Here is a 24,376-nt window from a genome sequence, read left to right on the forward strand (position 1 = left end):
ATAATACAAACGAAAATACACTACTTCATTATGAGTAGTGTATTTTCGTTTGTATTGTGTTAACTATTTCTTTCAAAGGCTAATTTAATACCAAACCCAATTAAGACGATTCCTGTAATCCCTTGAATATAACGCTGTGTCTTCGGTTTTTTCATAAAAGCACTAATTTTATCAATTAAAAATATATAAAAAGCAAACCAAATGACTGTTAAAATGAGATAAGTAAGTCCCATAACGAGAAGTTGTATAAATGTATTATGATTTGGATTTAAAAACTGTGGTAAAAAAGTTAAAAAGAAGACTGCAACCTTAGGGTTTAGTAAATTTGTAAGAAACCCTTGGCGAAAGCAAGAAGTATGTTTATCATTATTTATTGGAATGTCATCTGTATTTAAGTCTTCTGTGTTTCTTACTGCTAAAAGGGCTTTAATACCAATATAGACTAAATATACAGCACCAACATATTTAAAAATAGAAAATAAAAGAGCAGACTTTACAATAAGTGCTGAAAGACCAATTACAGCAGCTAAAGTGTGAATTAAAAGCGCAACACAAGTACCAAAAACAGTTTTTACGCCGCCGATTTTGCCGGCAATCAATGTGTTTTTCGTAGCCATTGCTGTATCAGGACCGGGTAGAATAATAAGACATATAGACATAATAATAAACAGAAAAAAATTTTCCATAATGTTATCCGCCTTCCTTTGTTGTTTTTAGAAAATTCGATTAACGTTAGTTTAACATACATTTTAGTTAAATAAAATTAAATTATATTTAAAATTATTTAACTAAAAAGAAGAGGCCATATAGAGTAGCTGAGAGTGTGCTACAATATATGGCCTCTTTGTTTAAGCGTTAAGTAAGTTAAAGAATCGATTTACATCTTCTTCTGAAACATCACTTAATTGTTTATATTTATAATTTGGATTTTGGTCTTTATCAACTACAACGGAGCGTACTCCTTCAAAGAAATCTTCATGTCGCATGAAGTTTTTAGCGAGTATAAGATCTGTCGCGAAACATTCTTCAACTGACTTTTCTTGGCCATCAATAAACTGTTTTAATGTTACCTTTAATGAAACAGGCGATTTGGATAATAGCTTTTCTTTCGTTGTTTGGGCAAATGGACTTTGATCTTTCTCTAACGATTGAATGATTCCCTCAATTGTATCGAATGCAAAATGCGAATTAATTTCTTCTACTGAAGAAGAAAGATTGCCATCTAAGTTTGGAGCAGTTGCAAATGTACGAATAACTTCTTTTAAATGAGTATGTACATCTTCTTTTTTCCAATTTACATTTTCAAGTGCGGTAAGGAAATTTGGTAATGAATCTGATGTCATAAAGTAATCAGCAGCGTTAATATATAATACATCAGGAGCTTTTAAAATAGATGCCGTTAAAGCAACATATCGACCAGTATATCCAGGCGCTTTATTTAAGAAATAAGCAGCACCGACATCAGGGAAGAAACCGATGTTCATTTCAGGCATTGCCCACTTCGTACGCTCTGTTACAATTCGATACGTCGCTCCATTTGTCAGACCGACACCACCGCCCATTACAATTCCATCTAAACAAGCGATAATTGGTTTTTTGTATTGATAAATAAATGTATCAATTTCATATTCTTCTTCAAAAAACTGCTCTGCATGTTGTAATGCAACTTCGTTAGAACGTGCTTCGTATAGCGTTTTAATATCACCGCCTGCACAAAAACCTTTCGTCCCAGCTCCTTTTAAAACGATGAGTTCAATACGCTCATCTTGCTCCCATTCTTTAAGTTTTTGCCCAATTGGCTGTAACATGTCATAGGATAAAGAATTGAGAGCTTTTGGACGGTTTAAAGTAATTGATGCAACGCCGTTTTCGCTAACAGAAAATAAAACGTGTTCAGTCATTATAAATCCTCCCTTACTTATCTTTCTATTCTTATTTCTTGATACATGCTGAAATGTCCTCTATAATTTTTGTCTAAATTAGGTGCTTAATGTTAGTATTTATCGCATATTTTGACGAGTTATATTTGCAGGATTTCAGAGAATGAAGAGGAATATTACAACATTACTGTAAGCGCAATTATTTGAAATCATAGTGTTGAAGGCGCTATTATATGTATAACTTAAATTGAGTTAGTATACGTGGCGTAACAATGCATTAAAGAGTGGATGTAGAAAAGATCAAAAGGCTGAATTATCTAACTTTTAAAGAGCGAGGGGTTTGTATATAATTAGAAATAGAGAAAGGAGAGATCGGAATGCCAGGACCTTTACTATTGTCGGTAATTATTTTGTCATCTCTTATGGTAGGAATTACACAGTATTTTCATCATACAGATACGACAGAAGAAGTGAAAGATAAGGTACGTCTCGTGTTTCCGATTTTTATAATATCTATTTCCATATGTTTTTTATTAAATAAAGATGGGTATGTTGTGGCCGTATTCGCGTTTTTTGTAGCGATTGTCTTAATAACTGTATTGTACTACGTTATGAAAGAGTACTTACAAAAATAAGGATGCCTGAAAGGGTATTTTTATTTTTTGTAAAATGATAATTTCACATACCGTATTTTATACAAAAAAACATAAAATATTTATAATTAAAAAAGTATGTACATCGCGGTGTATTTACTTGTCAATCTTGCATGACCACTATACTATTAAAATGTAGAGATTAGAAAAAAGGGGTTGTATCTAGCATGAAATTTGAGATGCATACAAAAATTATTTCAAATGAAAAAGAAGTAAGATTACATATAGAAGATAATTTATTTCAATTAATTTTAGATGGTTATCATCTATTTACTATTCAAGAAATATTGCCTTTATATAAATCAAACGAAGAAAGAATCGGTAGTGCAATTGTCCAAAAGTTAGAATGGGAGAACGGAAAAACTACACTAAACTATCAGCTTGTTTCACTACAATCAGTAAACTAAAAGGAGAAGGGTAATATGAAGTTTTTTCATACAGCGGATTGGCATTTAGGTAAGCTTGTTCATGGTGTATATATGACTGAAGATCAAAAAATTGTGTTAGATCAGTTTGTACAAGCTGTTGAAGAGGAAAAACCGGATGCTGTAATTATTGCAGGAGATTTATATGACCGAGCAATTCCACCTACAGAAGCAGTAGACTTATTAAATGATGTATTACAAAAGATAGTTATTGATTTACAAACACCAATAATTGCAGTTGCAGGAAACCACGATAGTCCGGACCGCATACATTTTGGTAGTAATTTAATGAAAAAACAAGGATTACATATTGTTGGACAATTCCAGTTTCCATACAATCCTGTTGTTTTAAATGATGAATACGGAGAGGTTCATTTCCATCTCGTTCCGTATGCAGATCCAAGTATTGTTAGACATATATTGAAAAATGAAGATGTTCGTTCTCATGATGATGCGATGCGTATTTTTATGAACGAACTCTCTGAAACGATGGATAAAGAAGCGAGACACATATTTGTAGGACATGCATTTGTAACTTCTTCAGGAGAGGCAGAGGAAAATACGAGTGATGCGGAACGACCACTTTCAATTGGTGGTGCTGAATATGTAAATAGCCATTATTTTGATAAGTTTCATTACACGGCGCTTGGCCATTTACATCAAGCGCATTTTGTACGTAATGAGACAATTCGTTATTCAGGTTCACCACTTGCATATTCTATTTCTGAAGAAAAGCATAAAAAAGGATATTATATTGTGGAACTGGATGAAAAAGGTGAAACAACAATTGAAAAACGTTTACTTACACCACGTCGTAAAATGCGTACAGTAGAAGCGAAAATAGACGATTTATTGCTTCATCCAGTGAGTGAAGATTATGTGTTTGTGAAATTATTAGATGAAAATCCTGTCTTGCAGCCAATGGAAAAAATACGTTCTGTATACCCAAATGCAATGCATGTTGAAAGATCTATTCAAAGACGAGAGTTCACAGATGAAAATGAAGTAACTGTTTCAAGACATAAAACGGATGATTTATCTCTTTTAAAAGCATTTTATAAAGAAATGAAAGGGCTAGATTTATCAGAAGAGAAAGAACGTCTATTTTTAGATGTTTTGCAAACAGTGCAAGAACGGGAAGGTGAGCGAGGGTGAGACCGATTCAGCTTATAATGACCGCGTTTGGTCCATATAAACAGAAAGAAATAATCGATTTTAAAGATCTTGGTGAGCATCGTATTTTCGCTATTTCTGGAAATACAGGAGCTGGAAAGACAACGATTTTTGATGCAATTTGTTATGTATTATATGGAGAAGCTAGTGGAGAAGAGCGCAGTGATACTAACATGCTTCGTAGCCAATTTGCTGATGATGATGTTTATACAAGTGTGGAATTAACTTTTCAATTAAAAGGAAAAAGTTATGAAATTAAACGACAACTAGGCCATAAAAAACAAGGAAATAAAACAATTACAGGACATGCAGTCGAATTATATGAAGTAATTGATGAGGAAAAAGTTCCATGTGTCGATCGTTTTCATGTAACGGATGTAAATAAAAAAGTTGAAGATTTAATTGGGTTAAGTAAACATCAATTTAGCCAAATTGTCATGTTACCGCAAGGAGAGTTCCGAAAATTATTAACATCTGAAACGGAAAATAAAGAAGAAATACTACGCCGTATTTTTAAAACAGATCGTTATAAATTAATGCGTGAGATATTAGATCAAAAGCGTAAACAATGGAAAGACGTCTTACAAGAAAAACAAAAAGAACGTGAGCTATATTTCCGTAATGTATTTAAATTACCAATACGTGATGGAGCATTATTAGAGGCATTAGTGGAGCAAGAGCATGTAAATACACATCAAGTAGTAGAGGCATTAGAACAAGAAACAATTTGGTACAATGCAGAGGTTGAGCAATTACACTTAGAACAAAATGACGAAACGAAACAATTAAAAGAAGCAGAGGAACGTTTTCATGCAGCAAAAGCTGTAAATGAGAAATTCAAAGATTTAGAACAAAAGAATGAGAAGTACAGTATTTTACAAGAAAACCGTGCCGTAATCGAAATGAAAGAAAAATCTTTTAAACATGCGGAACAGGCGAAGCGATTATTACCATTTGAGCAATGGTATGAGGAAGCGATGCAATATGAACAGCAGTCTGAAAGTTTGTTAAAACAGATAATCGCAAAAAAAGAGCATATAATGAACAGTTTTGCACTTGCTCAGGAGAAATATGAAGCATTAAAGAATAAGGCATCCGAGCGAGAAAATGCTAAAAAACAAGTTCAAAGACTAGAAGAGTTACAGCCAATTATTGCATCATTAGCTGAGAAAAAGTTAAATTTGCAAAATGCTGAAATTCAAATAGGAAAATTAAAAGAAGGTATGCAAAAGTTAGATGAACAACTAGAAGCGCATAAAAATGAAAAACAAAGAATGTCTGGCGAATTACAGCAATTAGAAGCAGCGCTTGAACAATATGTAGCTAAAGTAGAAGAACTAACGAATATGCGAGAAGATGCAAAAGTATTAAAGCAGGCATATGATGTATGGCAAGAAAAACAAAAATACGAGCTAGAAAAAGAAAGTGCGTTTCATAAGATGCAACAGGCAGTTAGTACATATGAAAATATGGAACGCCGCTGGTTAAGTGAACAAGCTGGTATATTAGCTCTTCATTTACATGATGGTGAATCTTGTCCAGTATGTGGTAGTATGGACCACCCGAAAAAAGCTACAGAGCAAAGTAATGCAATTGATGAAAAAGAGTTAAATGAGCTAAGAGAAAAGAAAAATATTGCGGAAAAATTACATGTTCAATTAGAAGAAAAGTGGAATTTCTATCGAGTTCAATATGAACAAGTGATAGAAGAAGTGCTAAAGCGAGGCTATCGCTCAGAAGAATTAGTAGAAACATATAGTGCGCTCGTTCAAAAAGGAAAGCAATTAGCAGCAGAAGTTAATGCGTTAAAAGCAAGTGAAGAAACGCGTAAGCAAATTGCTGTGAATATAAAAAGCGTAGAAGAAAAAGTAGAAGAACTCCAGAAACAAAAGCGTGAAGTAGAAACTGTGCAGCACCGTACTGAAATGGAGTGTATGCAGCTTCGTACGTCATATGAACATGATAAGCAAAATATTCCGGAAAGCTTGCAAACGGTACAAGCTTGGAAAGTACAGTTTGACCAAGCTCTGCAAGAACTTAGGTTAATGGAAGATGAATGGGAGAAAGTACAAGAGGCGTATCAACATTGGCAAAATGAAAATATACGTATTCAAGCAGAACATGATAATGCTTCTAATCAATTTAATAGTGCAAAAGAGAAGAAAGAAGAGACGTTCACACGCTTTATGAAAGAGCTAGAACAAAGCGGATTTACAGATCAATTAACATATAAAGAATCCAAATTAAATGATGCTGAGATGGATAAGTTACAACAAGAAATCCAAAGTTATTACTCATCTCTAGAAGTACTTACAAAACAAATTGAAGAATTAAAAGCAGACTTAAAAGATAAAGAGTATATGGACATTTCTTCATTAGATGAGCAAGTGAAAGAATTGGAAATTAGCCTTGATATTATTAAAGAAAAACGACAACGTGCTCAAAACGCCGTATCATATATTACGGATTTACATGAAAATATTAAACGAATTGATGAACAAATTCATGAGGAAGAAAAAGCATTCCAAGAACTTGTTGATTTATATGAAGTAATGAAAGGGGATAACGATAGTCGTATATCCTTTGAACGTTACATCTTAATTGAGTATTTAGAACAAATTGTTCAAATTGCGAACGAACGACTACGTAAATTATCAAATGGACAATTTTATTTAAAACGAAGCGAACGAGTTGAAAAGAGAAATCGACAAAGTGGATTAGGATTAGATGTATACGACGCATACACTGGCCAAACACGCGATGTAAAAACATTATCTGGCGGTGAGAAATTTAATGCATCGCTTTGCTTAGCGCTTGGAATGGCAGATGTAATTCAAGCGTATGAGGGTGGTATTTCCATCGAAACGATGTTTATCGATGAAGGATTCGGCTCATTAGATGAAGAGTCATTAACGAAAGCAGTCGACGCCTTAATTGACTTACAAAAATCAGGCCGATTTATCGGTGTAATTTCACACGTTCAAGAACTGAAAAACGCAATGCCAGCTGTATTAGAAGTAACGAAGCAGAAGGATGGGTGTAGTCAGACGAGATTTGTGGTGAAGTAAGTTCAATTATAATTCATGCTCAAAGTATTGTTTGCAATTTTCTAGTATAGAACTTACGAAAAAACAAATGCCGCCTCATTATAGAGATGGCATTTGTTTTTTATTCAAAACTACATAATTCACCTACGAGTTATCTGTAGAAGGTGGCGTATTTTCCAAGCGATTATAAGTTTTAAAAGCCGAAATTGCTGATATAACACCACCTACTAGAAATAAAGCTGATCCGCCGACCAATATGATACGACTGACATATGTTTCGCGCGCTTCTTCAACTTCTTCTTGTAACATTGTTGGCATTTGAATTCCCCCTAAACAACATTTCTTTTGTAGATAGTATATACAAATGCCTAAAATATGTTAAAATCACTGGATAGTATTATGAGGAAGTATATAGTTAGATGTGAATTGTTTGAAAAATCTTCATTATAAATTTATGCTAACTTCACATAGAGCACAAATTGAAATTGTATTATGTATATGTACCAAATAGATGAAATTGTATAGTATTGCTGTTTTTAAATAATCAAAATCCTATTATTTCTATATAAGGGTCTTAATTGTATATTAGAGATAATATTTTATTTAGAAGCAGATTTTAATAAAAAGGAATTCAAATAAAAGGGGAATGTCTTATGACAACATATACGAGCGAGATAAAAAAAAGTTTAGTAACTGAAGAAGATGTGGATATTTTAAAAATAATGGCACATCCAATACGATTACAAATTGTAAATGAATTAAGTGCACGCAAAACTTGTAATGTAACACAATTAACAGAAATATTAAATATTCCTCAATCGACTGTTTCGCAGCATTTATCAAAAATGAAAGGTAAAGTGCTAAGAGCTGAGAGAAGAGGGTTAGAAATTTATTATTATATTAATAATTTAAAAGCAAGCAAGATTGTTAGTGTTTTAGGATATATAAATTAATGAATTGTTATTATACAAAATAGCCTCCGCTGTTAAGCAGGGGCTATTTTGTATTGTTTTATTTATTTGCATTTAAAATTTTATAGTTTTTATGATTTACAATTGTTCGGTCAAATTCAAAAGTACCACCGCTTACATCTGTAACTTCAACTAAGACCGATTCAGTGTATAGTTTTAGTACAGATGCTGTGATCTTTAAGTTATTTCGTTGAAATAGTATAGTATCGCCTACGTTTGCTTTCATAGTACCTCCTTATAAAAGTCAGAAATGTTTGTTTATTATATATATTAAACCACGTATAGATATATTAGTGAATGTTTAGTTTTATTTATCAATAAAATATTTGTTGTTTAATAAAAATTAAAGTGCAACATTATGTAAATGAATTATATATTTTCTGTTTTTATGTAGAAAATTGTAAAAAAACGTTGTAATTTTGTATGTTCCGTTAGAAAAACAAGATATACGGAAGTGGAAGTGGTGGGATTTTTGATTACAAGCATTGTAACGAGAAGCCAGATTACAAGACTATTAAATGATTTGTATTAAGAAATATAGACGCAACATGTTATAAAGCTGGAGAGTTAAAAAGAATATGGTGTTTTTTTGTTTGTATAGGATAATCAAAATTTTGAAGTCCAGCCATGGTGTAACAGGGCGCATAACTTTGTATAAAAGAGGATATGAAAACACACATAAGTCGTATTGATGTAAAACATTATAAAAACTACTACGTATTTAACAAGTAGTTTTTTGTATTTCACCCTTCGTTTTCTGTAACTGATTCCATATTTTTGACGCTCCGTCTTGTAAGTGCTTACATGAGCGAAAACATCCTATACAATGAAGTTGTTAAGTCGAATGAGGTGGCGAAAATAAAAATAAAAAAAGCATATTTAGCGAATAGCATTGAAATAGAAAGAGGAGGCGGAATGATATGAAAAAATCAAATGTTAATCCATGGCTTGTTGTCCTTGGCACAGTCATAGTACAAATGGGACTTGGGACGATATATACATGGAGTTTATTCAATCAGCCTTTAGTTAGTAAATATGGTTGGAGTCTAAACGCTGTTGCTATAACTTTCTCAATTACTAGTCTTTCCTTAGCGTTTTCAACTTTATTTGCGAGTAAATTGCAAGAAAAGTGGGGACTTCGAAAACTTATTATGATAGCTGGACTAGCATTAGGACTAGGATTAATACTTAGTTCACAAGCTTCCTCATTAATATTGCTTTATGTACTAGCAGGAGTTGTTGTAGGTTATGCAGATGGTACAGCATATATCACTTCATTATCCAATTTAATAAAGTGGTTTCCAAAGCGTAAAGGTTTAATTGCTGGTATTTCTGTCTCTGCATATGGTTCGGGTAGCTTAATTTTTAAATATATTAACGCACAGTTAATTGAATCAGTTGGTGTATCACAAGCGTTTATATACTGGGGTTTAATTGTTACAGCTATGATTGTCCTTGGCGCTTGTTTAATCCATCAAGCTGCAGATCAAGGAGCAGTTCATGAAACAAAAACTCAGGAATATACAACGAAAGAAATGTTAGGCACAAAACAAGTATACTTATTATTTATTATGTTATTTACATCATGTATGAGTGGCTTATACTTAATTGGTATGGTAAAAGACATTGGTGTTCAACTTGTAGGGCTTAGCGCAGCGACAGCAGCTAATGCGGTGGCTATGGTTGCAATCTTCAATACATTAGGTCGTATTATTTTAGGACCGTTATCAGATAAAATCGGTCGTTTAAAAATCGTTACTGGTACATTTGTTGCTATGGCAGCTTCAGTCTTGGTTTTAAGTTTCGTAGATTTAAATTATGGTATCTACTTCGTATGTGTAGCAAGTGTAGCGTTTTGCTTTGGTGGAAATATCACTATTTTCCCAGCTATCGTTGGTGATTTCTACGGTATGAAAAACCATAGTAAAAACTACGGAATTGTGTATCAAGGATTTGGATTTGGAGCGCTCGCTGGTTCCTTTATCGGTGCAGTTCTAGGTGGATTCAAACCAACTTTTATGGTGATCGGCGTATTATGTGTCGTATCATTTATTATCGCACTTTTAATCCAAGTGCCTAAGCAGAAAAAAGAAAAAGAAGAAGAGTATCGCAGTGTAGCGTAAGTATATAAATCTTCTTTAACACTATGTTTACTAAAAAGCACCCTATTTAATAGGGTGCTTTTTTATGAATTACAACATGTGGAATTTTCTAGAGGCAAAAAAATGAGTAAAGTATCCGTTTGGATTATATTGGAATATCATAAATTGATATATTATATTCGAAATACTTATTAAATCTTAAATTATAAACACGACATGCATCGGTAATTGCAAGATATACTTTCTCGATATTTTCAGAAAAATGTTGAGAAAATATATACTTGAGTTTTTGGTAAGGCTTTGTAAATGAAGGTATCTACAGTTTATCTTCTTCAATTTTAAAAAGAGGAGTACGAATTAAATTTTTTAATGTAAGTACTTATTAATGCTTTTAGATGTAATTGTATTGAGAAGTACTAAAAAAATTTATCTGAAAAATAAAAATAGGTTGACAAGTTTATTGAGAAAGATTATCATTTCGATGTAAGAATATTAAATGAAAAACATTATCAATGAATAATATTTTGATGAAAAGTACACTTGACCAATTAGTTTAGTAAGTGTATTATTTTTTACATTGATAGTGATAATCGTTATCAATATAGCTATTTGTTTAATTAGATTAATTTTCAAATGAAAGGATAGAGGAAATGAACTTAGGGGAATTTGATGGAAAAACGGTTTTAGTAACAGGTGCAGCTCAAGGTATAGGCAGTGTTGTTGCCAAAATGTTTTTAGAAAGAGGAGCTACAGTTATTGCGGTTGATCAAAATGAAGAGGGGTTAAACGTACTCTTAAATGAAAATGAATTTAATGAAACACGTATGAAAACATTTCATTTAGATGTGAGTGATAGTACCGCTGTTGAAGATATGGTAAACGGTATTGAAAATGATATAGCACCAATAGATATATTAATAAATGTTGCAGGGGTATTACGTATGGGACCAATTCACTCTTTAAGTGATGAAGATTGGAATAAAACCTTCTCTGTAAATTCTACAGGAGTTTTCTATATGTCTCGAGCAGTAAGTAAACATATGATGCAAAGAAAGTCAGGGGCAATTGTTACAGTTGGTTCAAATGCGGCAAATACTCCGAGAATGGAAATGGCTGCGTACGCTGCATCAAAAGCCGCAACGACAATGTTTATGAAGTGTTTAGGATTAGAGCTTGCAGCATACAATATTCGCTGCAACTTAGTTTCTCCTGGTTCTACTGAAACTGAAATGCAAAGATTACTATGGGCTGATGAGAATGGAGCTGAAAATATAATTGCTGGTTCTCAAAATACATATAGACTCGGTATTCCGTTACAAAAAATTGCACAACCTTCAGAAATTGCTGAAGCAGTATTGTTTTTAGCTTCTGATAAAGCAAGTCATATTACAATGCACAATTTATGTGTCGATGGCGGAGCTACATTAGGAGCTTAATAAAAAATTCAGGAGGTTATTATACTATGAATGAACTTACAGCCGTAAAGGAACTGTCAGAAGAACTTTTAGAAGATTATAAGACAGAATCTTCATTCTTTTTCGCTTCACCAACTCGAACAATATTAGCAGAAGGAGAGTTTACTACAGTAAAACATCGTGAAATTGAAAGCTTTCCAGAACTTGTACAAGCGGTATTAAGTAATGCAAAACAAGCTGGAAATCCGAATCCTATCGTTGTTGGTGCTTTGCCTTTTGATCGTAGAAAAGAAGTTCAACTTATCGTATCAGAACATAGTAGAATTACTGAGCGTTTACAGTTAGAGACAACAAATGAGATAAAACGAAATGAGAAACTAACATTTGAAATGACACCGGTTCCAGCTCCTGAAGTTTATATGGATGGTGTGAAGCAAGGAATAGCAAAAATTCAGGATGGAGATTTAAGGAAAATCGTTCTATCTAGATCGTTGGATGTTAAGTTTTCCGAGAAAATTGATCAACAAAAACTACTTCGCGAATTAGCAGAGCATAATAAGCACGGTTATACATTTGCTGTGAATTTACCGAAAGATGAAAACGAGAACAATAAGACGTTAATTGGAGCAAGCCCTGAATTGCTTGTTTCACGTAGTGGTATGCAAGTAATTTCAAATCCGTTGGCTGGCTCAAGACCACGAAGTGAGGATCCAGTAGAAGATAAAAGAAGAGCAGAAGAATTACTTTCTTCTCCAAAAGATTTACATGAACATGCGGTAGTAGTTGAAGCGGTTGCTGCTGCGCTTCGTCCGTACTGTCATACATTGTATGTGCCAGAAAAACCATCAGTTATTCATAGTGAAGCAATGTGGCATTTGTCTACAGAAGTGAAAGGTGAACTTAAGGATCCAAATACTTCTTCTTTACAATTAGCAATTGCTCTTCATCCTACGCCAGCAGTTTGCGGAACTCCAATGGAAGAAGCAAGAGAGGCTATTCAAAAAATTGAGCCATTTGACCGTGAATTCTTTACAGGAATGTTAGGGTGGAGCGATCTAAATGGAGATGGCGAATGGATTGTTACAATTCGTTGTGCTGAAGTGCAAGAGAATACACTTCGCTTATATGCAGGTGCTGGAGTTGTTGCTGAATCAAAGCCAGAAGATGAGTTAGCAGAAACATCAGCTAAGTTCCAAACAATGTTGAAGGCTTTAGGGTTAAGAGATAATTCGCTGAATGAAAAATAGGGGGAAGAAAGAATGTTAATAGGTTATACGGAATGGCCAAAAGAATTTGCCAATCGCTATCGAGAAGAAGGGTGTTGGCTTGGAGAAACATTTGGTTCGATGTTAAAAGAACGCGCTGAAAAACATGGAGATCAAATTGCGATTGTAAGTGGTAATTCACAAATAACCTATAGTGAACTTGATAAACAGGTAGATCGCTTAGCTTCAGGTTTACTGAATTTAGGAATAAAGAAAGAGAATCGAGTTGTAATCCAGTTACCTAATATTATAGAGTTTTTCGAAATATGCTTTGCACTATTTCGAATTGGAGCGCTTCCTGTTTTTGCACTACCTTCACATCGAAGCAGTGAAATTAGTTATTTTTGTGAGTTTGGTGAGGCGAGTGCTTACGTTATTTCAGACAAGGCTCTCGGCTTTGATTACCGAAAACTAGCAAGAGAAGTAAAAGAAAAAGTGCCTACTTTACAACATGTAATCGTAGTAGGGGAAGAGGAAGAGTTTGTGAGTATAAATGAACTTTACATGAATCCCGTTCCGTTACCAGAAGTTCAGCCAAGTGATGTTGCGTTTCTCCAATTATCAGGAGGGACGACAGGACTTTCTAAATTAATTCCTAGAACACATGATGACTATATTTATAGTTTACGTATTAGCGCTGACATTTGTAATTTAAATGCAGAAAGCGTCTATATGGCAGTTCTTCCAGTAGCACACAATTACCCGATGAGTTCTCCAGGAACATTTGGAACTTTCTATGCGGCTGGAAAAGTAGTATTGGCAACTGGAGGTAGTCCAGATGAGTCATTTGCTCTTATAGAAAAAGAAAAAGTTACGATTACAGCGCTCGTTCCACCATTAGCAATGATTTGGCTTGATGCGGTATCTTCTCGTAACGACGATTTATCGAGCTTGCAAGTTATTCAAGTAGGCGGTGCGAAATTTAGTGCCGAAGTTGCGAAGCGTATACGCCCTACATTTGGATGTACGTTACAGCAAGTGTTCGGTATGGCAGAAGGGTTAGTAAATTACACAAGATTAAATGATCCTGAAGAAATCATTATTCATACACAAGGTAGACCGATGTCTACATTCGATGAAGTAAGGGTTGTTGATGAAAATGATAACGATGTAAAGCTCGGTGAAGTAGGAAGTTTATTAACAAGAGGGCCATATACAATTCGTGGCTATTATAAAGCGGAAGAGCATAATGCAAGATCATTTACAAAGGATGGATTTTATCGTACAGGAGATCTTGTGAAAGTAAATGAACAAGGTTACATCATTGTAGAAGGCAGAGATAAAGATCAAATTAATCGTGGCGGTGAGAAGGTTGCTGCGGAAGAGGTTGAAAATCATCTATTAGCGCATGATGCAGTACATGATGTAGCAATTGTATCTATGCCTGACGATTATTTAGGAGAACGTACTTGCGCTTTTGTTATAGCTCGCGGACAATCTCCAACTGTAAGTGAATTAAAAACGTTTTTAAGAGCACGTGGTATAGCGGCTTATAAGATTCCAGATCGAATTGAATTTATTGAATCATTCCCGCAAACAGGTGTTGGAAAAGTAAGCAAAAAAGAATTACGTAAAGCCATTGCTGAAAAACTTATTACAGTAAAACGATAAAAAACTATTAAAATTTGGAAGGAAGTGATTAGATGGCTATCCCATCTATTTCAGTATATAAAATGCCAATTGAATCAGAACTACCAAAAAATAAAGTGAATTGGACGCCAAATCCGAAACGTGCGGTTCTTCTAATCCATGACATGCAAGAATACTTTCTTGATGCATATAGCGATACAGAATCGCCAAAAGTAGAACTAATTTCAAATATTAAGGTGATAAGAGAAAGATGTAAGGAACTAGGTATACCAGTTGTTTATACAGCACAACCTGGTGGACAAACGTTGGAACAACGAGGGTTATTACAAGACTTTTGGGGTGACGGTATTCCTGCTGGGCCAGATAAAAAGAAAATTGTCGATGAACTTACTCCAGATGAGGATGATATATTCCTAACAAAATGGAGATATAGTGCATTTAAAAAGACGAATCTATTAGAAATTTTAAATGCACAGGGAAGAGATCAACTTATTATTTGCGGTATTTATGCGCATATTGGCTGCCTTTTAACAGCTTGTGAAGCTTTTATGGATGGTATCCAGCCATTTTTTGTAGCAGATGCAGTTGCTGATTTTTCACTAGAGCATCATAAACAAGCATTGGAGTATGCATCTAATAGATGTGCAGTAACGACATCAACAAACTTACTATTAAAAGATTTACAAAGTGTAAAAGGCGATGACAGTGAAGGAATCACTTTACAGGAAGTACATGAACTAGTTGCACAACTACTCCGTGAGCCAGTAGAGAGTATTGAAGTTGATGAAGACTTATTAAATAGAGGACTTGATTCGGTCAGAATTATGAGTTTAGTAGAGAAATGGCGTCGCGAAGGGAAAGAAATCACTTTTGCAGATTTAGCAGAACGTCCAACTGTTGATGATTGGTACCGTTTACTATCTTCACAAGCAGCACAAGTGCTGTAACAAATAGACTACATAATAAAGGGGTAGTAAAGAATGCCTAACAGTCAAAAGATTCGTCATTCGTTATCATCTGCGCAGTTTGGTATGTGGTTTGCGCAGCAATTAGATCCGCTTAATCCGATTTATAATACTGGGGAATATATAGAAATAAACGGAAATATTAATCAAGAAATTTTCGAGTTAGCTGTACGTAAAGTGGTAAAAGAAGCAGAAGCACTTCATGTTCGTTTCGAAGAGGATGAAATTGGCCCATGGCAAGTTATTGAGGAATCGTCAAAGTTTCATATGCATTTTATTGACGTTCGTAAAGAGGAAAATCCTGAAGAAGCTGCTAAAGTATGGATGAAAAATGATTTATCTATGCCCGTGGATTTAACAGAGGATAAATTATTTACTGAAGTACTTATTCAAGTTGAAAATAATCGTTTCTTTTGGTATCAGCGCATCCATCACATTGTGATGGATGGCTATGGATTTTCACTTCTTAGCCAAAAGGTAGCGAATGAGTATACATCACTTATAGAAGAAACAAACAAGAATGAAAAGCCATTTGGTTTTCTTGCAAAAATTGTACAAGAAGATAATGAGTATCGTGAATCTAAACAATTTCAGGAAGATCGTACTTTTTGGCTAGAAAAGTTTGCAGATGAACCGGAAGTTATAAGTTTAGCAGAACGAGCGCCGAGAACATCAAATGGATTTTTACGAGAAACTGCTTATCTATCAAATGCTAGTACGAAAACTTTACTAGAAGATATTAATATTTCGTTAACGAGTTGGCCTGAATTTGTTGTAGCCGTAACAAGTATTTACATGCATAAATTAACAGGTGCAAATGATATTGTTTTAGGTTTACCGATGATGGGGCGTCTTGGTTCTGTATCTATTCATACACCAAGCATGGTAATGAATTTAGTTCCACTTCGTCTCACTGTAACTCCAAATATAACTCTTGCGGAATTAATACAGCAAGTTTCTAAAGAAATTCGAGACGTACGTCGTCATCATAAATACCGTCATGAGGAATTAAGAAGAGACTTAAAGCTACTAGGTGAAAATCAAAGGTTGTTTGGGCCGTTAGTGAATGTTATGCCTTTTGATTATGGGCTTAACTTTGCTGGAAATCGTGGTATTACACATAATTTATCAACAGGACCTGTTGATGATTTATCGATAAATGTATATAAACGTTTCGATGAAAATGAGTTAATGATTCATTTTGATGCGAATCCGGAAGTATATAACGGCGCGGAACTAGCATTGCATAAAGAAAGATTTATGAGTCTATTAGAATTAGTGATAAATAATTATCACAAAGACGAGCCGATTGGAAAAATAAACATTACTCTTCCCGAAGAAAATCATAAAGTTTTATTGGAATGGAATGAAACGAAGAAAGCTGAAGAGCTAATTAATCTACCTATATTATTTGAAAAACAAGTACAAAAAAATCCAAATAAAATAGCAGTTACTTGTAACGGGATAAAACTTACGTATAAAGAGCTAAATGAACGAGCGAATGAACTAGCACACTATTTATTAGAAGAAGGAATACGACCAAATCAGTTTGTTGCCTTAGCATTTCCAAGATCAATAGAAATGGTAGTTAGTATGTTAGCAGTTCTAAAGACGGGTGCAGCGTATTTGCCGATAGATCCAGAATACCCAGTTGAACGTATTAGTTATATAGTAAATGATGCAAAACCGGTGTATATCATAACACATTCATCTGTTTCATCCTCTTTAGTTATAGAAAATAATATTAAAAAAATCATATTAGATAGCGAAGAAACGAAAATAGTGTTAAAAACATATTCTCATATGAATATACCATTTAAAAATGATGAATCACTTTTAAACCCAGCGTATACAATTTATACTTCAGGATCCACTGGAAATCCAAAAGGTGTAATTGTTCCTATGAAAGGTTTAAGTAACTTCTTATTAGCCATGCAACATACGTTTTCATTAAATGAAAACGATCATTTATTAGCAGTTACAACGTTTGCGTTTGATATTTCTGCTCTAGAAATTTATTTACCTCTTATTAGTGGTGCAAGTATAACAATTGCACAAAAAGAGGTAATCCAAGAGCCTTCTGCGTTAACGACATTGTTACAAGAAGAAAGAGCGACAATTATGCAAGCTACACCGACGCTCTGGCAGGCGTTAATAACTGAATATCCAGAGAGGTTACAAAGGCTAAACGTACTCGTTGGCGGTGAAGCTCTTCCGGCACATTTAGCAAATAAATTAAAAGAATTAGGTTGCTCTATAACTAACTTATATGGACCAACTGAAACGACTATTTGGTCTACTTTCATGAACATTGATGACAGTGAAAATGGTATACCTCCTATTGGAAGACCAATTTGGAATACAGAGGTGTACGTTTTGGATGCAGGGTTACAGCCTGTTCCACCTGGAGTTATCGGTGAATTATATATTGCAGGAGAAGGACTTGCGAACGGATATTTAGGAAAACCAGCGTTAACGGCTGAACGGTTTGTTGCAAATCCTTATGGAGAACCAGGAGCACGTATGTATCGCACCGGTGATTTTGTGAAATGGCGTAACGATGGTGTGCTAGAGTACATTAGTCGTGCAGATCATCAAATTAAAATTCGTGGTTTCCGGATTGAATTAGCTGAAATTGAAACGGTTTTACAACAACATGAAAATATACAACAAGCAGTAGTAATGGTACGAGAAGATCGTCCAAATGATAAACGAATCATTGCGTATATCGTTGCCGAAGAGAAGGAAACGATACATCTTTCAGAAATTCGCTCTTATGTTTCAGAAAGTTTAGCGAATTATATGGTACCATCAGCATTTGTTGTGCTAGAAGAATTACCATTAACACCAAATGGTAAGGTTGATAGAAAGAAATTACCTGCTCCTGATTTTAATGGAATGAACAATGAGAGAGTTGCTAGAAATCCGAAAGAAGAAATACTATGTGATTTATTTGCAGAAGTACTTGGTGTTTCGCGAATTAGTATAGATGATAATTTCTTTGAAATGGGTGGCCATTCGCTTCTTGCATCTCGTTTAATGGCAAGAATTCGTGAAACGTTAAGTGTAGAATTAGGGATCGGAAAGCTATTTGAATCACCAACTGTTGCTGAATTAGCGAAACAATTAGATCGTGCAAAAAGCGCAAGACCAGCTATTAAGAAAGTAAGTAGACCAAATGAAGTTCCACTTTCATTTGCACAGCGCAGGTTATGGTTCTTAAATTGTTTAGAAGGTCCAAGTCCTACTTATAATATTCCGTTAGTCATTCGTATGTCTGGAAAATTGAATGAGGAAGCACTGCAAGGTGCCTTTTATGATGTAGTTGAGAAACACGAAACACTTAGAACGATTTTCCCGAATTCACTTGGCAGTTCATATCAAAGAATTCTAGAAATGGATAAATTGAATTTAAAAATGATTATAACAAATACATGTAAAGATGAATTAGAAAGTGTACTTTCAGAGGCGGTAAAATATAGCTTTAACCTTGATGTTGAGCCAGCAGTTCGTTTACAACTTTTTAAAGCGAGTGAAAATGAGCATGTATTACTAATTCTTTTACATCATATTGTAGGAGATGGCTGGTCATTACAACCGTTAACGAGAGACTTTACAGCGGCTTATAAAGCACGATGTCAAGGTGATAGTGTTCAACTAGAAACCCTTCCAGTTCAATACGCAGATTATTCACTCTGGCAACAACAGCTATTAGGTGATGAAACAAAACCAGACAGTATTATTTCAACACAATTAGATTTTTGGAAAGAAGAGTTAAAAGGTTTACCAGATCAAATGGAGTTACCTACAGATTACCAGCGCCCAATTGAAACTAGTTATCGCGGGGAAACAATTCATTTTCATTTAGATGAAGGTATGCATAGTAGGTTAGTGGAGCTTGGTCGTAAAAATGGAGTTAGTTTGTTTATGGTGTTGCAAGCGGGACTTAGTGCACTATTTACAAGATTAGGTGCTGGAACTGATATACCATTAGGTAGCCCGATTGCTGGAAGAAACGACGATGTACTCTCGGATATAGTCGGTTTATTTGTAAATACATTAGTGTTACGTACAAATACATCAGGAGATCCAAGCTTTAAAGAATTATTGGATAGAGTGAAGCAGGTAAACCTTGCAGCTTATGAAAATCAAGATGTTCCATTTGAACGACTTGTTGAAGTGTTAAACCCAGTACGAACTCGAAATAGTCATCCGCTGTTTCAAGTTATGTTAGCTTTCCAAAATACGCCAGAAGCAACGTTTGATGTACCGGATTTAGAAGCGAGCCTTGAAATTCAAAGTGTTGGTTCTGCAAAATTTGATTTAACATTTGAGATTAGTGAAAGTAATGGAGCTGATGGTACGCCAAATGGCTTACACGGATTGTTAGAGTTTAGTACCGATTTATATAAACGTGAAACGGTTCAAAAATTAATAGAACGATTCATTCTATTATTAGATGATGCAGAGAAACATCCGGATCAATCAATTGGTAGATTAGAAATATTAACTTTAGCAGAGCGAAATACAGTTTTAGAAAAGTGGAATGGTGGTTTTCAAATTGTACCTGAAATGACATTGCCACAATTATTTGAAAAGCAGGCTCATGTAAATCAAAATTCTATTGCTGTCGTCTTTGAAGATGAAAAGCTAACTTATGAAGAGTTAAATAGAAAAGCGAATAAAATAGCTCGTTTGTTAATAGCGAAAGGAATCGGTCCTGATCAACTCGTTGCTTTAGCGATGCCGAGATCTTTAAACATGGTTGTAAGCTTACTAGCTGTTCTTAAAGCTGGTGCGGGATACCTTCCGTTAGATCCGGATTATCCGTCAGATCGTATTTCATTTATGCTACGCGATGCGAAACCATCATGTGTTTTAACAAATTCAGATGTGGAAGTTGAATGTGATGAGGCACTACAGATTTTAGTTGATGATGTGAAAGTAATAGAAGAAATTGAGAAATATAGTGAAGATAATATTGATGAAATGGAGCGCATTAAGCCGTTATCTCCTTCACATATTGCTTATGTTATTTATACGTCAGGCTCAACAGGTAGACCGAAAGGCGTTATGATACCTCATCAAAATGTAGTAAGACTTTTAGGAGCAACTGATCATTGGTTCCAATTTGACGCAGACGATGTGTGGACGATGTTCCATTCATACGCTTTTGATTTCTCAGTTTGGGAAATTTGGGGACCTTTATTATATGGAGGGCGTCTAGTCGTAGTACCACATACTGTAAGTCGCTCGCCGAAAGAATTTTTACAACTGCTTGTTAAGGAAAAGGTGACTGTTTTAAACCAAACTCCATCAGCGTTCTATCAATTGATGCAAGCCGATCGTGAAAATGAAGAGATTGGTCAGAAATTATCTTTACGATATGTTGTGTTTGGAGGAGAAGCACTTGAACTAAGTCGATTAGAAGATTGGTATAGTCGTCATCCTCATAACTCACCGAAGCTTATTAATATGTACGGTATAACGGAGACGACGGTACATGTTAGTTATATTGAATTAGATGAGAGCATCGTCTCTTTACGAGCAAATAGTTTAATCGGGTGCAGTATACCGGATCTTAAAGTATACGTACTAGATAACTATTTACAACCGATGCCACCTGGAGTAGTTGGAGAAATGTATGTTGCAGGTGCAGGACTGGCTCGTGGATATTTAGGAAGAGCAGGATTAACTGCTGAACGTTTTATCGCAGATCCATTTGGGAAGCCAGGTACAAGAATGTATCGTACAGGGGACCTAGCGCGCTGGCGTCAAGATGGGACGTTAGATTATATAGGACGTGCAGATCATCAAATTAAAATTCGTGGATTCCGAATTGAATTAGGGGAAATAGAAGCGGTAATAATGAAACATCCTAAAGTTGAACAAGTAGCAGTTATTGTACGGGAAGATCAACCAGGGGATAAACGATTAGTTTCTTATATCGTCGCATCAAATAATGAAACGATTAATACGAATGAAATGCGTCAGCATGCAGGAGGTAGTTTACCAGATTACATGGTTCCGTACGCTTTTGTAGTAGTAAATGAGTTACCTTTAACTCCAAACGGTAAATTAGATAGAAAGGCATTGCCAGCTCCAGAATTTATTGCATCATCTTCTAGCCGCGGACCGAGAACACCGCAAGAAGAAATGTTATGCGACTTGTTTACAGAAGTTTTAAGTGTGTCTCAAATTGGAATTGATGACGGATTCTTTGATCTTGGTGGTCATTCACTTCTTGCAGTGCAGCTGATGAGCCGTATTAAAGAGGCACTTGGGGTTGAACTGAATATCGGAACTTTATTTGCAGCACCTACTGTTGCAGGTCTTGCTGAAAGACTTGAAATGGGGAATGGTCAAAGTGCACTTGATGTGTTGCTTCCATTACGAGCAAGCGGAGATCAATTACCACTATTTTGTGTACATCCAGCAGGTGGATTAAGTTGGTGCTATGCAGGACTTATGAAATCTTTAGGAACAGATTATCCAATCTATGGTGTACAAGCACGTGGTATCGCTGAAAATGAAGAACTTCCAAAAAGCTTAGAGGAGATGGCGGCGGATTATTTAAAACACGTTCGTGAAATACAGCCTCACGGACCATATCGTTTACTCGGATGGTCGCTTGGAGGAAATGTTGTTCATGCTATGGCGGCGCAACTTCAAAATGAAGGGGAAGAAGTAGAATTACTCGTTATGCTGGATTCGTATCCTGGTCACTTCTTACCGAATACGGAAGCACCTACTGAAGAAGAAGCGTTAATCGCATTACTTGCTTTAGGTGGATATGATCCAGATAACATGGATGGTAAACCACTTACTATGGAAAGTGCGGTTGCAATACTTCGCAAAGATGGAAGTGCATTAGCAAGTCTTGAGGAAGAGACTATTTTAAACTTGAAAGAGACATATGTGAATTCAGTAGGGTTGTTAGGGAAATATGTGCCAAAAGTTTATAACGGGGATATTTTATTCTTTAGATCTACTGTTATACCAGACTGGTTTGACCCTATTTCTCCAAATACGTGGCTAAATTATTTAGACGGGGAAATCGTGCAGCATGACATTGATTGTAGACATAAAGATTTATGTCAGCCAGGTCCACTTACAGAAATTGGACAAGTGCTAGCGAAATATTTGCAGAATAAGAAAGGGGTAAGTAAAGTATGACGAATCCATTTGAAAATGATAATTACACATATAAAGTATTAATGAATGAGGAGGGCCAGTATTCTCTCTGGCCTGCCTTTCTCGATGTACCAATTGGATGGAATGTCGTACATGAAGAAGCTAGCAGACAAGTTTGCTTAGACTACGTTGAAGTTAACTGGAATGATTTAGAGCCAAAAAAAAATCAAATTAGCGAAAAAATATTAGTAGGAAAACAATAATGAAAGTAAAAATAAATCCAAAAGTAGTTGTAAGCATCGTTTATATAACAGCGATGTTTATGGCTGCGATGGATGCAACGATTGTGAATGTAGCACTGCAAACGATAAGTAAAGAACTACAAGTACCCCCATCTGCAATGGGGACAGTAAATGTTGGGTATTTAGTTAGCTTAGCTGTTTTTCTTCCGATTTCTGGTTGGTTAGGCGATCGTTTTGGTACGAAAAAAGTATTTTTAACTGCCCTTTTCGTTTTTACAATTGCATCTGCATTATGTGGAATTGCGAATGATATTACTTCATTAAACATTTTTCGTATCATTCAAGGTGCTGGTGGCGGGCTTTTAACACCAGTCGGGATGGCGATGTTATTCCGAACATTTTCACCAGAGGAAAGACCAAAAATTTCTCGATTTATTGTACTTCCAATTGCTGTAGCACCAGCGATCGGACCAATTATTGGTGGTTTCTTTGTAGATCAAATGTCTTGGCGCTGGGCATTTTATATTAATCTGCCGTTTGGTATCATTGCGTTGCTCTTTGGACTTCTATTTTTAGCAGAGCATATTGAAAAATCGGCTGGTCGTTTTGATTCTCTCGGTTTTGTTCTTTCAGCACCAGGTTTTGCGATGCTCATCTATGCACTCAGTCAAGGCCCGTCAAAAGGTTGGGTTTCTCCAGAAATAATAAGTACTGGGATAGCTGGGATTGTGCTCATTACATTGTTTATTATTGTAGAACTGAAAGTGAAGCAACCGATGTTAGATTTACGCTTATTAAAAGAACCGGTCTTTAGAAAAATGAGTCTTATTTCGTTGTTTTCATCAGCTGGTTTACTAGGAATGTTATTTATTTTTCCGCTTATGTATCAAAATGTAATAGGAGTTTCCGCGCTGGAATCCGGTCTTACGACATTCCCAGAGGCGATTGGATTAATGATTTCTTCACAGATTGTGCCATGGTCATATAAGAAATTAGGAGCTCGAAAGGTAATCTCTATTGGATTAGTAAGTACGGCGGTTATCTTTATTTTATTAAGTTTTGTAAATCATGATACGAATCCATGGCAAATTCGGGCACTATTGTTTGGCATTGGTATTTTCTTAGGTCAATCTGTCGGTGCGGTTCAATTTTCTGCTTTTAACAATATTGCACCACCTTCTATGGGGAGAGCAACTACTATATTCAATGTGCAAAACCGATTAGGATCTGCAATAGGAGTTGCTATTTTAGCTAGTATACTATCTGGTTTTGGAAGTAATAGCGTACAGAATAATGCACAGTCAGATTTCTTACCATATCAAGCTGCATTAATTGGATCAGCAATATTTTTACTCATAGCATTACTATTTTCTTTACGTATTTCCGATAAAGAGGTAATGTCAAAGAAGAATAAAAAGCCGTTATCTGTATTACAAAAAGAGAAAGAAGTTGTAAATGAATGAGTTGTAGCATGCTAATACTCTTTTAAAATAAAGTGATATTGGCATTTAAAA

Annotated in this window: 17 protein-coding genes; 13 read left to right on the plus strand and 4 right to left on the minus strand. The window is 35.1% G+C overall.

Annotated features, from left to right (window positions below):
• Nucleotides 1-59: 59 nt before the first annotated feature.
• Entirely contained in the window at nucleotides 60-689 is a 630-nt protein-coding gene (locus DET63_RS21765; protein WP_181777947.1) for a LysE family translocator, read from the minus strand.
• Between the two features lie 159 nt (nucleotides 690-848).
• A complete protein-coding gene (locus tag DET63_RS21770) occupies nucleotides 849-1,901 on the minus strand; it encodes an enoyl-CoA hydratase/isomerase family protein (protein ID WP_002065275.1) in 1,053 nt (350 codons plus the stop codon).
• A 356-nt stretch (nucleotides 1,902-2,257) separates the two neighbouring features.
• On the opposite strand from DET63_RS21770, the gene DET63_RS21775 reads away from it, so the two are divergent.
• The 4 genes from DET63_RS21775 to DET63_RS21790 all read left to right on the plus strand — a co-directional run bounded on the left by DET63_RS21775 (nucleotide 2,258) and on the right by DET63_RS21790 (nucleotide 7,199).
• Nucleotides 2,258-2,515 (plus strand): hypothetical protein, encoded by a 258-nt coding sequence (locus tag DET63_RS21775; protein WP_001119412.1) that lies wholly within the window; start codon nucleotides 2,258-2,260, stop codon nucleotides 2,513-2,515.
• A 185-nt stretch (nucleotides 2,516-2,700) separates the two neighbouring features.
• Nucleotides 2,701-2,940: a DUF2584 family protein gene (locus DET63_RS21780; protein ID WP_002085739.1), complete on the plus strand. Its 240-nt coding sequence runs from the start codon at nucleotides 2,701-2,703 to the stop codon at nucleotides 2,938-2,940.
• A 15-nt stretch (nucleotides 2,941-2,955) separates the two neighbouring features.
• Entirely contained in the window at nucleotides 2,956-4,113 is a 1,158-nt protein-coding gene (locus DET63_RS21785; protein WP_002012752.1) for an exonuclease SbcCD subunit D, read from the plus strand.
• Entirely contained in the window at nucleotides 4,110-7,199 is a 3,090-nt protein-coding gene (locus tag DET63_RS21790) for an AAA family ATPase (RefSeq protein WP_113937824.1), read from the plus strand. Before DET63_RS21785 ends, DET63_RS21790 begins: the two co-directional genes overlap by 4 nt.
• Nucleotides 7,200-7,322: 123 nt before the next feature.
• Here DET63_RS21790 and DET63_RS30370 read toward each other — a convergent pair whose 3' ends face one another.
• Nucleotides 7,323-7,496, minus strand: coding sequence for a hypothetical protein (locus tag DET63_RS30370; RefSeq protein WP_001142748.1), 174 nt, complete (start codon nucleotides 7,494-7,496; stop codon nucleotides 7,323-7,325).
• Nucleotides 7,497-7,831: 335 nt separating this feature from the next.
• Here DET63_RS30370 and DET63_RS21795 point away from each other — a divergent pair, with 335 nt between their 5' ends.
• On the plus strand, nucleotides 7,832-8,131 hold the full coding sequence (locus DET63_RS21795; protein WP_097832019.1) for an ArsR/SmtB family transcription factor: 300 nt from the start codon (nucleotides 7,832-7,834) through the stop codon (nucleotides 8,129-8,131).
• Between the two features lie 58 nt (nucleotides 8,132-8,189).
• Here DET63_RS21795 and DET63_RS21800 read toward each other — a convergent pair whose 3' ends face one another.
• A complete protein-coding gene (locus DET63_RS21800; protein ID WP_002012762.1) occupies nucleotides 8,190-8,375 on the minus strand; it encodes a YkvS family protein in 186 nt (61 codons plus the stop codon).
• Nucleotides 8,376-9,069: 694 nt separating this feature from the next.
• Between DET63_RS21800 and DET63_RS21805 the strand changes: the two genes are divergently transcribed.
• The 8 genes from DET63_RS21805 (at nucleotide 9,070) to DET63_RS21840 (ending at nucleotide 24,325) form a co-directional block, all read left to right on the plus strand.
• Nucleotides 9,070-10,272, plus strand: a complete 1,203-nt coding sequence (locus tag DET63_RS21805) for an L-lactate MFS transporter (protein ID WP_113937825.1) — start codon at nucleotides 9,070-9,072, stop codon at nucleotides 10,270-10,272.
• A gap of 629 nt (nucleotides 10,273-10,901) precedes the next feature.
• The gene (dhbA, locus tag DET63_RS21810; RefSeq protein WP_113937826.1) at nucleotides 10,902-11,687 is read left to right on the plus strand and encodes a 2,3-dihydro-2,3-dihydroxybenzoate dehydrogenase; all 786 of its coding nucleotides are present in this window, start codon (nucleotides 10,902-10,904) and stop codon (nucleotides 11,685-11,687) included.
• Nucleotides 11,688-11,713: 26 nt separating this feature from the next.
• Nucleotides 11,714-12,913, plus strand: a complete 1,200-nt coding sequence (dhbC, locus tag DET63_RS21815; protein WP_113937827.1) for an isochorismate synthase DhbC — start codon at nucleotides 11,714-11,716, stop codon at nucleotides 12,911-12,913.
• Between the two features lie 12 nt (nucleotides 12,914-12,925).
• Entirely contained in the window at nucleotides 12,926-14,542 is a 1,617-nt protein-coding gene (locus tag DET63_RS21820) for a (2,3-dihydroxybenzoyl)adenylate synthase (protein WP_113937828.1), read from the plus strand.
• Between the two features lie 32 nt (nucleotides 14,543-14,574).
• A complete protein-coding gene (locus tag DET63_RS21825) occupies nucleotides 14,575-15,468 on the plus strand; it encodes an isochorismatase family protein (RefSeq protein WP_113937829.1) in 894 nt (297 codons plus the stop codon).
• Nucleotides 15,469-15,501: 33 nt separating this feature from the next.
• Nucleotides 15,502-22,662, plus strand: coding sequence for an amino acid adenylation domain-containing protein (locus DET63_RS21830; RefSeq protein ID WP_113937830.1), 7,161 nt, complete (start codon nucleotides 15,502-15,504; stop codon nucleotides 22,660-22,662).
• Nucleotides 22,659-22,883: an MbtH family protein gene (locus tag DET63_RS21835; RefSeq protein WP_002136206.1), complete on the plus strand. Its 225-nt coding sequence runs from the start codon at nucleotides 22,659-22,661 to the stop codon at nucleotides 22,881-22,883. Before DET63_RS21830 ends, DET63_RS21835 begins: the two co-directional genes overlap by 4 nt.
• Complete coding sequence (locus DET63_RS21840) at nucleotides 22,883-24,325, plus strand: MDR family MFS transporter (RefSeq protein ID WP_113937831.1); 1,443 nt, start codon at nucleotides 22,883-22,885, stop codon at nucleotides 24,323-24,325. The genes DET63_RS21835 and DET63_RS21840 overlap by 1 nt, the downstream gene beginning before the upstream one ends.
• Nucleotides 24,326-24,376: the final 51 nt, after the last annotated feature.

It is taken from the genome of Bacillus sp. DB-2, assembly GCF_003315125.1.
GTDB classification, from domain to species: Bacteria; Bacillota; Bacilli; order Bacillales; family Bacillaceae_G; genus Bacillus_A; species Bacillus_A mycoides.